Raw genomic sequence first — 12,506 nt, forward strand, 5'->3', positions numbered from 1 at the left:
GGTACCGCCGAGAGTGAAGTCATGACCACTACAGAACTCGACCGTGCCGGGGGCGTTATCACCACTCCCGACGGAACCGATCTGGCCGTACATGCCGAAGGGCTGGTCAAGACGTTCGGTGAGCACCGTGCCGTGGCCGGCATCGACCTGGCCGTTCGTCCTGGTGAGATCTTCGGCGTTCTCGGGCCGAACGGCGCTGGCAAAACCACCATGCTGCGGATGCTGGCCACCCTGTTGAAGATCGACGCCGGTCGCGCCGAGATCTTCGGGGTCGACGTGGCCGGCAACCCGCATGTGGTCCGGCAACTGGTCGGTGTCACCGGGCAGTACGCGTCGGTCGACGAGAACCTGACCGCCCGCGAGAACCTCTGGCTCTTCGGCCGACTGCTGGGGATCGCCTCGCCGCGCGCCCGCCGGATCGCCACCGAGCTGCTCGGGCAGTTCGGCCTGGAAGAGGCCGCGAACAAACCGATCGCGCAGTTCTCCGGCGGCATGCGGCGGCGCCTCGACCTGGCCGCCAGCCTGATCAGCAGACCACCGCTGATCTTCCTCGACGAACCGACCACCGGCCTCGACCCGCGCACCCGTGGCCAGATGTGGGACACCATCCGCGGCCTGATCTCCGACGGCTGCACGGTGCTGCTGACCACGCAGTACCTCGATGAGGCCGACCAACTCGCCGACCGGATCGCCGTCATCGACCGCGGCCGCAAGGTGGCCGAGGGAACCCCAGACGAACTGAAAACCGCGGTCGGCGACTCCACCCTCCAACTGCTGCTCACCCAGCCGGGCGAGGTGCCCACCGCCGCCGAGGTCATCCGGCGCGTCCTCGGCTCCGATCCCGTGCTGAGCCCGGAGCGGGGCCGGCTCAACGTCGCCCTCGACCAGGCCGACCTCGCCGCCGACGTGCTGATCGCGTTGCGGACCGCCGGGGTCTCGATCTCCTCGGTGAGCGTGGCCAAGCCCAGCCTGGACGAGGTGTTCCTCGCCCTCACCGGCCACGAGGCGGACGGAGCCAGAGACGGAGACAGAGACGGAGACGGAGACGACGAGACCGACACGGAGGACAACCGATGAGCACCATGATCGCACCCGCCCGGGAGACCGTACGGGCCGCCGACCGGGTGGCGGCCGCCCGGCGACACGTCTCACTGGGCGAGACGCTGAGCCAGACCCTGGCGATGGCGTGGCGGGCACTCAAGAAGATGCGCCGCAACCCGGAGCAGTTCTTCGACGTGACGCTGCAGCCCCTCCTGTTCACCGCGATGTTCGCCTACATCTTCGGCGGCGCCATCTCCGGTGACGTGGCGAGCTATCTCCCGCTGCTGATCCCCGGCATCCTCGCCCAGACCATCCTGACCACCTGCATGGCCACCGGGACGCAACTGCGTGAGGACATGGACAAGGGGGTCTTCGACCGTTTCAAGTCGTTGCCGATCTCCCGGATCGCGCCGCTGGCCGGCCCCATGGTGGCCGACCTGGTGCGTTACACGATCGCGGCGACCCTGACCTTCGGCATGGGCCTGCTGATCGGCTATCGGCCCGGTGGGGGCGCGCTCGGCGTGCTCGGCGCGATCCTGTTGGCGATCTTCACGGGCTGGTCGCTGGCCTGGGTCTTCACCTGGGTCGGCACGATCGCCCGGAGCGCCCAGGCCGTGCAGGGCATCTCCATGATGATCCTGTTCCCGCTGACCTTCCTGTCCAACGCGTTCGTCCCGGTCGAGACGCTGCCGGACTGGCTTGCCACGTTCGTCCGGGTCAACCCGGTCTCACACCTGGTCACGGCCGCCCGCGACCTGGCCAACGGCGCTCTCGTCACCGGAGAGGTAGCCTGGACGGTCCTGGCGTGCCTGGCCGTCATCACGATCTTCGCGCCGCTGTCCGTCCGCAGCTACAAGCGGCGGCACATGTGAGCCCGCACGGCGGACCTTCTCGACGAGCGCCCGTGCCTCGTCGAGAAGGTCCGAGCCAAGCCGATCGCCGTACTCGGCACGCATGGCCGCGATCACGCCGGGCGCGGCCGCTTCGGCGTACGGCTCGATCCGCTCGAAGGCGAGGCTCGGCACGAGGCGGTTGTAGGCGAACCGTTCAGCCAGCGCCAGCAGCCCGACCGCGTCACCGGGGGCCATGGCCGCGCGCAACACCCCCCAGGCGCCGAGCGCGAACAGAATCGATCCGCACGCCGGGTAGTCGAGGAAAGCCCGAGGCCCATGGCCGTCTTGTGCAGAGCCCTCAGCCAACATGTCGCCCGCGCGGACGCCGACGCAGAAGTGAAACAGCTCCTCGCCGTACCGCAGGTCCGCCGGCCCCGCGTGGTAAGCGTGGTAGGCGTGCGCCGTCAGGGCGAAGGCCTCGGCGATGACCGCCCACGGCTCGGCTCCGGTCCGCACGCCGGGTATGCGCAGGTCACGTGCTCGTTGAACGGCCAGGCGGCACTCCGCCAGGGCGGCGACCGGGTCACCGCGCGAGAAGGCGAGCTCGGCGGCGCACAATGGGACGAACACCGGGCCGCCGAGGACCGCCCCTACGTCGTTGATCCGGGCGATCTCCATGAACTCGGCTTCCGCGGTCTCGGGGTCTCCCTCGGCCAGCGCGGCGAGCAGCAGCACCGCGTGCAGCTGCGTCTCGTCATCCGTGGCGCCAAGCCGGCTCAGGACCGGAAGGGCGGCCCGCGCGTGGTCGACCGCCCGCCGACGATCACCGAGCTGCATGGACAGGTGGGCCAGCACAGCGTGCAGGATCGCCCCGAACCACGGCCCGTCGTCCTCGCGGACGAGCTCCAGCGCCCGCCTGGCCGCCGCGATCGCCCCCGGTGGATCGCCCGCATTCTCCAGGACCTGGGCGCTCAGTTGCGTCGCCATCAGCGCCACGTCACGATCGTCGCTCCGGCACAGCTCAGCGAGCCGGTGGCGGAATCCGGCGCCATCGGCCGGGTCGTAGGCGTGCAGCACCGTCGCCATCGCCGCGATCCGGGGGTCCGTCGTGTCCCGGAGGGGCAACCTGCCGAGCAGACCACGCAACTCCTCACCGTAACCGTCCGCGAGGGTCATCACGTTTATGAGAACGACCAGCAGAGCCGCCCGGGTCGCCTCTTCGAGCTCCGGTGGCGGATGCCAGCCGGTGACGGCCTGCCTGATCGCGTCTCTGAGCGCGATGATCCTCGGGTGGTCGCCCCGGATCGACCACAGCGTGCCCATGCTCGCCAGCAGTTGCACCACGGTGGCCGGGTCGGGCTCTCCAAGCGCGCGGCGGAGCAGATCGGCCAGGTTGCCCTCCTCGGCCCGCAGCGCGTCGACCGCCGCGAACTGGGCGGGGCCGAACAGTATGGCGGCGTTCGTCCAGGCGTAATCCATCGCCCAGGCCCGCAGCGCGGCCCGCGCGGGTGCCTCCTCGCCGGTCTCCGCCAGCCGCACCCGGCCGAACTCCCGGACGGTCTCCAGCATCCGGTAGCGAAGGCCATAGCCGGTCTCGCGGACGCTCAACAACGACTGCTCGGCCAGCGCCTGCACGGCATGCAGGGCATCCTGGCCCAGCACGTGCTCGGCGGCGGCCAGCGTGAACCCGTCGCCGAACAGCGACAGCCACCGCAGGGCCCGCCGCTCCGGCTCGCCCAGCAGGTTCCACGACCAGTCGATGACCGACAGCAGCGTCCGGTGCCGGTCGGGAGCGGTGCGATCGCCGCCGCGCAGCAGGGCGAACCGGTCCGCCAGGCGCCGCGCGATCTCCTCCACCGACATCACCCGCACCTTGGCGGCGGCCAACTCGATCGCGAGCGGCAGCCCATCCAGACGTGCGACGACCTCACCGACCACCCGTTCGTCGATCCGTACATCGGGGCGCGCCGCCGTGGCGCGCTGACGGAACAGCTCCACCGCGTCGCCGGCGTCCAGCTGGCCGAGGAGATAGACCCGTTCGGCGGGGATCGACAAAATGGCGCGTGAGGTGATGAGCACCCGCAGGTCCCGGGTGGTCGTGGACAGAAAAGCCACCAGGTCGGCGACGGCCTCGATCACGTGCTCGCAGTTGTCGAGGATCAGCAGCGCCGGGGCCTGGTCGAGATGCTGGGCGATCCTGGCCCGTACGTCGGACCGCTGCTTGGGGGTGAGGGCACGGCGCCCGCTGACCGAGTCGCGCACCCCGAGCGCCGCGCCCACCTCGCCGACCACGTCCTCGGAAGAAGAGACGCCGACGAGCTCGACGAAGTGAGCGACGGGCTGCGCGGCGTTCCTGCCGACGACGTGGGCCAGCCGCGTCTTGCCCAGCCCACCCGGACCGATGACGGAGACCACCCGGTTGGTCTGCAACAGGGCGTGCACCGCGCGGATGTCGCCCTCGCGACCAAGCAACGAGGAGCCGTCGAACAGGACGCCCTCTCGCACCGGTCGATCCGCGACGACCAACCCAGCATGCACGCGAGCGAGCTCGGGCCCGGGATCGGCGCCGAGGCGCTCGGCCAGGCCCGCTCGATAGCGCTCGTAACGCTCCAGCGCCGCGGCGGCGCCACGCACCGCGGCCTCGCTGCGCAGCAGGCAGGCGAGCAGCTCCTCGTCGTGCGGCCGGTCGGCCGCGGCCCGCTCCAGCAGCGGCAACGCGCCCTCGTGATCTCCGCCTCGGCCGCGGGCGACGGCCGACATGCGGCGCGCCTCGGCCAGCCGCCCGGCGGCGATCTCCCTCAGCTCCCCCAGCGGACCCGCGGCGGCTTCCATGCCGTCGGCTGCGAGGCTCATGGCCGCTTCGGCATGGCCACGTGCGAGGGCCGCGTCGCCCCTGCCCAGCGCGGCATGTGCCTGCTCCACCAGCGCGCCCAGCAGCAGCGCGTCCACCTGCTCATCGGGCAGCCCCAGCCGGTAACCATGCGCGGTACGCACCACGGCGTCGGCGGAGGTCACGGCCCGGGTCCGTGAGACGACCACCTGCAGCGCCTTCGTGGGGTTGGCCGGCGGTTCGTCGCCCCACAGCTCGTCGACCAGGCGCTCGTCACCGGCTCCCGCCCGTCCATGCAGGACGAGCACCGCCAGCAGGGTCTGCGCGCGATCTCCGATCACACGGACGCCTCGCCAGCGGACGCCGTCGAGGAGGGTCAGCGCGGGAGCCACATCCCCACCTTACGGACGATTCGCGTGCGCCGAGCGTGTCGATCCAGTCGTACCTGCGGGCATCGGCTTCACGGCCACGGACCGCCGGCGTCGCACGGGCTTTGGCTCAGGGTTGCTTTTCATGGCTTGTCGGTGCCGATGTGGACCTGGATGACGGCATGCTTACCGCTGGTACGCCAGGCGTCGTCGTGGGCGTCGACTTCGGCGACCGTCGAGGCGTCGATGCCCACGGCGACGTCCGACTTCAGGGTGCGCAGCGTCGTGACAGGGGAGGAGAAGTGGGCGGCGACCTCGGTGAAGGGAGTGGTCGCGGGCCAGAGCCGATCACCGACGAGGCGCCGGTAGTTGAGATCGCCCTTCAGGATCGTCATGGCGGCGCCCGAGAGCTCCGACCGCAGGTCGGCCGGCATGTCGTGGAACGGCAGCGGCGCGCAGAAGAACGGATGGGTGCGAACCAGCACGGTGCCGCCGCTCATCGCCTGCCACAGCCGTCGGCCGATCTGTTCCGCCGCCGGTTCGTGCGCCCTGCGGAGACGCCGGACGGTGGCGAGGACATCGGCCATGGTCGCGTCCGAGACGTAGTAGGGATAGGGCTTGACGTAAAGGACGACCTGCGCGGCCAGGCCGTTCACGAGCAGGTGGTCGATCAGGACGAGATCGGGCAGCAGCTCTCCGGCGGCGTTGTCCGCGACGAGGCAGACCCGTGAGTCAGCGACCGTGGCGAGCTCAGTCCATAGACGCGGGCTGTCGTCGATGAGGACGCCGAGTGGCCGGAGATCGTCGTCCGCGGCGGTGATTTTGAATCCCAGGTCCGCGCGGTTGCCCCAGAGCGCGGACAGGAGCAGCCTCTCCCCGCGCTCCTCGGCGGGCAGGGAGACCATGTCTCCGAGCGCGGCGAGCTCGTCATCCACGGCCGCACCGGCCAGCTCGGCGTTCTTGAACGGGGCGAACGGGTCGATCCCCTGCCAGGCGCCGGGTGCGAAATAGCCGGTGGCCTCGAGCAACCTGCGGTAGAAGTAGCTCTCCGCCCACAGGAACGGCGCTTCGCCCCACGGCAGGCCGAACAGATCCCGGCCCCACTCCTGCCACTGCTCGTGGTCGTGGGCGCTCTCGTCCAGCGGCGTCAGGACGCCCGTCGTGCTTTCGACGAGCAGTTGCTCAAGCCGCTGCCGCTCGGCCGGGCCGTACGGCAGTGCGTCGATCACCTGCCGGACAAGCCGCGGATGCCGTTCGTGGAAGACGCCCCAGGCGAAGGAGCCGGGTTCGTCGCTCAGGATCACGGGTGGGATCGCGCTGGACATGCGTGAGATCGTCTCATCGACCGCCGTACGGCCCGCACAGGACCTGAGGCCCCACCATTGGCGGGGCCATCGCGGGACTCGGCGAAAGAGCGGGCTCAGCGGGCGTCGGCGTGCGGCGTCCAGGTCCAGTCACGGACCTCGGGGAGGTCCTCGCCGTACTCTCGGGTGTGGGCGCGGGCCCGCAGCCGGGCGTCGACCATGCGCTGGCGCAGGTGCGCCGCCCGCTCGCCCAGTTCCGGCACCCGGTCGATCACGTCCATAACCAGGTGGTAGCGGTCGATGTCGTTGAGCATCGCCATGTCGAACGGCGTGGTCGTGGTGCCCTCCTCCTTGTAGCCGCGCACGTGCAGGTTGCCGTGGCCCGTACGTCGATAGGTGAGCCGGTGGATCAGCCAGGGGTAGCCGTGGAAGTTGAAGATGATCGGCTTGTCCGTCGTGAACAACGCGTCGAACTGGTCGTCGCTCATCCCGTGGGGGTGCTCCGACGGCGGCTGCAGCCGCATCAGGTCGACGATGTTGACGACCCGCACCTTCAATTCGGGCAGGTGCTCGCGCAGCAGGGCGGCGGCGGCCAGCGTCTCCAGGGTCGGCACGTCGCCGGCGCAGGCCAGCACCACATCGGGCTCGGCGCCCTCGTCGTTGGAGGCCCAGTCGATGATGCCGAGACCCCGGGTGCAGTGGGCGACGGCCTCGTCCATGGTGAACAGGTCCAGCACCGGCTGCTTGCCCGCCACGATCACGTTGACGTAGTCCCGGGAGCGCAGGCAGTGGTCGGCGACCGACAGCAGCGTGTTGGCGTCCGGCGGCAGGTAGACCCGCACGACCTCGGCCTTCTTGTTGACCACGACGTCCAGGAACCCGGGGTCCTGGTGGGTGAAGCCGTTGTGGTCCTGCCGCCACACATGTGAGGACAGCAGGTAGTTCAACGAGGCGACCGGACGCCGCCACGGGATCTTCTTGGACGCCTGCAGCCACTTGGCGTGCTGGTTGAACATCGCGTCCACGATGTGGACGAACGCCTCGTAGGAGTTGAACAGGCCGTGCCGTCCGGTCAACAGGTAGGCCTCCAGCCAGCCCTGACACAGGTGCTCGCTCAGCACCTCCATCACCCGGCCGTCGGACGACAGGTTCTCGTCGGTGGGCAGCGTCTCGGCGTGCCAGGCCCGGTCGGTCACCTCGAACACCGCCGACAGCCGGTTGGAGGCGGTTTCATCCGGGCCCATCAGGCGGAAGTCGACGGGGTTGGCCGCGATCACGTCGCGCAGGAAGCCGCCGAGCACCCGGGTCGGCTCGCTGTGCGCCGCGGCGGGCGCCTTGACCTCGACCGCGTAGTCCCGGAAGTCGGGAAGCAGCAGCGGACGGAGCAGCTCACCGCCGTTGGCGTGCGGGTTGGCGCTCATCCGGCGCGGTCCCTCGGGAACGGTCTCGGTGATCGCCGCGACCGGCCGGCCCTCGGGGTCGAACAGCTCGTTCGGCCGGTAGGAGCGCATCCACTCCTCCAGCATCGCGCGGTGCTCGTCGTTGTCCCGTACGGCCGCCAGCGGGACCTGGTGGGCACGCCAGGTGCCCTCGACGGGCACACCGTCCACGATCGCCGGGCCGGTCCATCCCTTCGGCGTACGCAAAATGATCATCGGCAGCCGGTCGGCCGACCCGTGCTTGAACTCTGCGATCTGGTCGAAGACCGTGTCGAGTGTCTCGGCCATGAGTGCGTGCATGACGGCGGGATCGTCGCCCGACACGATGTGAGGGCGGTAGCCGTACCCCTCCATGAGCTTGACCAGCTCCTCCTCGGGGATCCGCGCCAGCACGGTGGGGTTTGCGATCTTGTAGCCGTTGAGGTGCAGGATCGGCAGCACGACCCCATCGCTGGACCGGTCGAGGAACTTGTTGGAATGCCAGCTCGCGGCCAGCGGCCCGGTCTCGGCCTCGCCGTCGCCGATCACGCAGGCCACGACCAGATCCGGGTTGTCGAACGCCGCGCCGTACGCGTGGGCGAGGGCGTAGCCGAGCTCACCGCCCTCGTGGATCGAACCGGGCGTTTCGGGCGCGACATGGCTCGGGATCCCACCGGGGAAGGAGAACTGGCGGAACAGCCGCCGCATGCCCTCGGCATCCTGGGTGATCTCCGGATATTTCTCGGTGTAGGAACCCTCGAGCCAGGCATGCGCCACCGCGGCCGGGCCGCCGTGCCCGGGGCCCGCGATGTAGATCATGTCCTGGTCGCGCTCACGGATGATCCTGTTCAGGTGGACGAAGCAGAAGTTCAACCCGGGCGTGGTCCCCCAGTGGCCGAGTAGGCGCGGCTTGATGTGCTCGGGCCGCAGCGGCTCGGTCAGCAGCGGGTTGTCCAGGAGGTAGATCTGCCCGACCGACAGGTAGTTGGCGGCACGCCAGTAAACGTCGATGAGCTCAAGTGCGTCCATGTGATCAGCGTCTCCCGTCGCGGCTTCGGTGATCCAGGGACTTACGTCCCTACCCAGCCGGCCGAAGGGAAGGCCGGATTCACTGCCGCCCAACGCCACCGGGGTCTCGCAGACCGGCTTGATCAGCGGCGATGACGGGACCTTCGCCCCTAACGATCGCGGCCTCGAAACACGCATCCTGGAGGGCATGAAACTTGATTCGGCCGGCTTGGAGATCCTCTCGCGGGGTGAGTGTCTCGAACTGCTGGACTCGACTCCTATAGGGAGGATCGTCTTCACCGATCGCGCCCTCCCCGCCGTTCAGCCGGTGAACTTCTGCCTGTTCGAGGGGAACGTCGTCATCCGTACCATGGCGGGCTCGAAACTCGCCGCCGCGGCGCGGAACGCCATCGTGGCCTTCGAAATCGACGACTTCGACGTCGATTTCCGCTGGGGATGGTCGGTGACCGCGGTCGGACACGCGCGGGCCGCGTCCGACCCTGAGGAGATCGCCCGCCTGTCACGGCTGCCGCTGTCGCCCTGGGCCCCGGGAAATCGTGACCATTTCATCCTGATGGCGCCCGAGCAGATCTCCGGCCGCCGGATCCGGCCGCCGGCATCCGCCGGAGCCGCCGCTGCCTCCGCCACCACGGTGTCCCGCGAGTAATCCATCGGTGGAGGTGTGTCGGATCACCCGCTTCAAGGTCAGGGTTTGCGGGCGAGGGCGGCGAAGCCGGCGACCACGGGGGGCTCGCCGAAGGGGGTGTCCTCGGGCCGCCACCGGGACATCGAGACCATGCCGGGCTCCACCAGTTCGAGTCCGTCGAAGAAGCGGCCGACCTGCTCCCGGCTGCGGGCGGTGAGGGGCACCGGCGCGTGCTCGTTCCAGACCGCCAGCGCGTCGGCGTTCGCCTTCCTGACCGCCTCGTCACCGAGATCGGATGTGGAGTGGGTCATGGCCAGGTAGCTGCCGGAGGGCACGGCCTCCAGCAGCCTGGCCAGGATCGCACGCACCTGGTCGTAGTCGGGGATGTAGTGCAGGATGCCCAGCAGCATGATCGCGATCGGGCGGCTGAAGTCCAGCGTCTTGGCCGCCGCGGCCAGGATCGCGTCGGGTTCCCGCAGGTCGGCCTCGATGTAGTCGGTCACCCCGGGTGGCGTGCTGGTCAGCAGGGCCTGGGCGTGCACGAGGACCAGGGGATCGTTGTCGACGTAGACGATCCGCGACTCGGGGGCGATCCGCTGGGCCACCTCGTGGGTGTTGTCCATCGTCGGCAGGCCGGTGCCGATGTCCAGGAACTGCCGAACGCCGGCCTCGCCGGCCAGATACCGTACGGCACGCTTCAGGAAGCCCCGGTCGTTGCGGGCGATCTCGGTGATCTGCGGGAAGACCCGCATGGCCTGCTCGGCGACCATGCGATCGACCGGATAGTTGTCCTTGCCGCCGAGGAAGTAGTTCCACACCCTGGCGCTCTGCGGCACGCCGGTGTCGATCTCCCGCGCCGCCGGCCGGTCTGAGGGCTCGGCGAAGTCCTGGTCGCTCACGCGAATCTTCTCCCGCTCGGCCTACAACAGCGGAATCGAGCCTACCGTTCCGTAGATCATCAGGCTAGATCGTCCGTTGTCCTTCGGGGTTTTCCGGAGGGGAGACCCTACGGTTGGCGCATGACACAGCAGTGATCACACCACACCGCCATGCCCGAGAAGCCCACTCTCGACGGCCTGGAGTCGGCATGGGTACGCCGCGGGGAGGCCGACGACCCGGCCCGAGCTCATCCCGGCGTGTGTGGCGCTGGTCGCGCACCCGGATGACGAGCGCAAATCACGCGCGTACGGCTCCGACGCCGCGACGGCGTCCGCCCACGCGACCTGGTGGTCGAGGTCGTCCTGGCCTGAGCCCCCGTTGTGCGGGAAGTGCCGCCTGCCGGGCCCAGGTGTCGGACCATCAGGCCCGGTTGAACCTGGCCGGGTCGGGGCCGAGGCGGCGGCCCGAGTCCAGCGCGGTGATCGCGTCCATCTCCTCCTGGTCGAGGGCGAAATCGAAGACTTCGATGTTCTCGCGGATCCTCGCGGGGGTCACCGACTTGGGGATCACCACGTGGCCGAGCTGGATATGCCAGCGGAGCACCACCTGGGCCGGGCTCCTGCCGTACCTGCCTCCGATCTCCGCGAGCAGCGGAAGGTCGAGCAGGCCCTGACCCTGGCCGAGCGGACTCCACGCCTCGGTGACGATGCCGTGCTTGGCGTTTACCGCCCGCATCTCGGCCTGCCCGAACTGTGGATGCAGCTCGATCTGGTTGACGGCGGGGACCACCTCCGCCTCGGCGAGCAATCGGTCCAGCGTCTCGGCCGTGAAGTTGGAGACCCCGATCGCCCGGACCCGGCCGTCGGCGTAGAGCTTCTCCAGCGCCTTCCACGTTTCCACGTACCTACCCTGCGCCGGGCACGGCCAGTGGATCAGATAGAGGTCCACCACGTCGAGCCCGAGACGCTCGACACTGGCGTCGAAGGCCCGCAGCGCGTTGTCATGGCCATGGTCGCGGTTCCACAGCTTGGTGGTGACGAACAGCTCGTTTCGGGGAATGCCGGACTCCCGTACGGCCCGGCCGACGCCCTCCTCGTTGCGGTAGAGCTTGGCCGTGTCGATGCTGCGATAGCCGGCCTTGAGAGCGACGCTCACGGCCCGCTCGGCCTCGTCGTCGGGCACCTGCCACGACCCGAACCCGAGTTGCGGCATGGTGACACCGTTGTTGAGAGTGATGGTGTTCATGCCCTCATGCTGCCCGAACGCTTCCCGATCTTCACACCGGGACCGGGGGCGGGCGGTGGCGGTAGTGAAACCAGGCGGATCGGGTACCGCTCACGACATGATGACGTCTGAACCCGATGTGCTGGCGCGGCTTGAGCCGTTCGACATCTTCGACACCGAGGCGAGGCGGCTCGACCGCTTCTTCTCCGGACTGGACGACGAGGGCTGGAACCGGCCGTCGAGGTGTGAGGGGTGGACGGTGCGCGACGTACTCGCCCATCTCGCCGGGGAGGAGCTCTACAACCACGCCTGCCTCGACGAGGACATGGACGGGTTCTTCGAGATGCTCGAACGCGAAGGGGTGCGGTCGGGCTTCGACGCGTTCAACGAGTGGTGCGTGCACAAGCGCCACAGCCTGCCGGTCGAGCAGGTGCTGGACGAGTGGCGGAGCAAGAACGCCGAGACCCGAAGGCGGATGCGCGACCTGGGCCGGGGCGGGTCGCTCCAGACGTCCGTCGGGCCGTACCCTGTGGGTCTGCAGTCCTTCCACTACGACTCCGAGTACGCCACGCATGCCGACGACGTGGGTGCCCCGGTGGCGGACGACGAGGCGGCGGCGAGGCTCGCCTGGCGGGTCGATTTCGGGCTGTTCGCTCTCGACGAGCACGGCTCGAAGGCACGGATCGAGCGGGACGGGGATCGGATCACGGCACACGTCGACGGCCTGACGGCTGATCTGACCGAGGTGGAGTTCGTCGAGGCGACGGTCGGCCGGCTGCCGGCCGCGCACCCGCTCGATCCCCGGATCCGCGGCACACTCCGCTGTCTCGCCTGACCCGCCTCAGCGGCTCTCAAGGGCCTCAAGGGCCTTAAGGGCCTTAAGGGTCGGCCGCGGCCGCGGCGGTCGCGGGTAATAACTCCCCGCGGTGGTCCGCCGCGGCGGACGGCGGAGCGG

General features: G+C 69.5%; 8 protein-coding genes and 1 pseudogene. 4 read left to right on the forward strand and 5 right to left on the reverse strand.

Annotated elements, in window-relative coordinates:
- Positions 1 to 21 precede the first annotated feature (21 nt).
- Both ACFHYQ_RS27430 and ACFHYQ_RS27435 read left to right on the forward strand, forming a co-directional pair.
- Complete coding sequence (locus tag ACFHYQ_RS27430; RefSeq protein ID WP_394304037.1) at positions 22 to 1,077, forward strand: ATP-binding cassette domain-containing protein; 1,056 nt, start codon at positions 22 to 24, stop codon at positions 1,075 to 1,077.
- Positions 1,074 to 1,913: an ABC transporter permease gene (locus ACFHYQ_RS27435; protein WP_394304038.1), complete on the forward strand. Its 840-nt coding sequence runs from the start codon at positions 1,074 to 1,076 to the stop codon at positions 1,911 to 1,913. The genes ACFHYQ_RS27430 and ACFHYQ_RS27435 overlap by 4 nt, the downstream gene beginning before the upstream one ends.
- Before the next feature lie 2,031 nt (positions 1,914 to 3,944).
- Here the strand turns inward: ACFHYQ_RS27435 and ACFHYQ_RS27440 are convergent.
- From ACFHYQ_RS27440 to ACFHYQ_RS27450, 3 genes and pseudogenes are all read right to left on the reverse strand, one after another.
- Positions 3,945 to 5,096: pseudogene (locus tag ACFHYQ_RS27440) on the reverse strand (AfsR/SARP family transcriptional regulator); the annotation flags it as partial.
- A gap of 119 nt (positions 5,097 to 5,215) precedes the next feature.
- Positions 5,216 to 6,397 carry a damage-control phosphatase ARMT1 family protein gene (locus ACFHYQ_RS27445; protein ID WP_394304039.1) on the reverse strand — a complete coding sequence of 394 codons (1,182 nt, stop codon included), beginning with the start codon at positions 6,395 to 6,397 and terminating at the stop codon, positions 5,216 to 5,218.
- 95 nt (positions 6,398 to 6,492) lie between these two features.
- Positions 6,493 to 8,823 carry a phosphoketolase family protein gene (locus tag ACFHYQ_RS27450; protein WP_394304040.1) on the reverse strand — a complete coding sequence of 777 codons (2,331 nt, stop codon included), beginning with the start codon at positions 8,821 to 8,823 and terminating at the stop codon, positions 6,493 to 6,495.
- Positions 8,824 to 9,010: 187 nt separating this feature from the next.
- On the opposite strand from ACFHYQ_RS27450, the gene ACFHYQ_RS27455 reads away from it, so the two are divergent.
- The gene (locus ACFHYQ_RS27455) at positions 9,011 to 9,469 is read left to right on the forward strand and encodes a pyridoxamine 5'-phosphate oxidase family protein (protein WP_394304041.1); all 459 of its coding nucleotides are present in this window, start codon (positions 9,011 to 9,013) and stop codon (positions 9,467 to 9,469) included.
- A gap of 38 nt (positions 9,470 to 9,507) precedes the next feature.
- On the opposite strand, the gene ACFHYQ_RS27460 is transcribed toward ACFHYQ_RS27455, so the two are convergent.
- Together ACFHYQ_RS27460 and ACFHYQ_RS27465 are read right to left on the reverse strand one after the other, a co-directional pair.
- Complete coding sequence (locus tag ACFHYQ_RS27460) at positions 9,508 to 10,347, reverse strand: SAM-dependent methyltransferase (protein WP_394304042.1); 840 nt, start codon at positions 10,345 to 10,347, stop codon at positions 9,508 to 9,510.
- 400 nt (positions 10,348 to 10,747) lie between these two features.
- The gene (locus ACFHYQ_RS27465; protein WP_394304043.1) at positions 10,748 to 11,572 is read right to left on the reverse strand and encodes an aldo/keto reductase; all 825 of its coding nucleotides are present in this window, start codon (positions 11,570 to 11,572) and stop codon (positions 10,748 to 10,750) included.
- A 97-nt stretch (positions 11,573 to 11,669) separates the two neighbouring features.
- On the opposite strand from ACFHYQ_RS27465, the gene ACFHYQ_RS27470 reads away from it, so the two are divergent.
- Positions 11,670 to 12,386 carry a maleylpyruvate isomerase family mycothiol-dependent enzyme gene (locus ACFHYQ_RS27470; protein WP_394304044.1) on the forward strand — a complete coding sequence of 239 codons (717 nt, stop codon included), beginning with the start codon at positions 11,670 to 11,672 and terminating at the stop codon, positions 12,384 to 12,386.
- Positions 12,387 to 12,506: the final 120 nt, after the last annotated feature.

The organism is Sphaerimonospora cavernae, from assembly GCF_042435035.1.
In the GTDB taxonomy this organism is placed as follows: domain Bacteria; phylum Actinomycetota; class Actinomycetes; order Streptosporangiales; family Streptosporangiaceae; genus Sphaerimonospora; species Sphaerimonospora cavernae.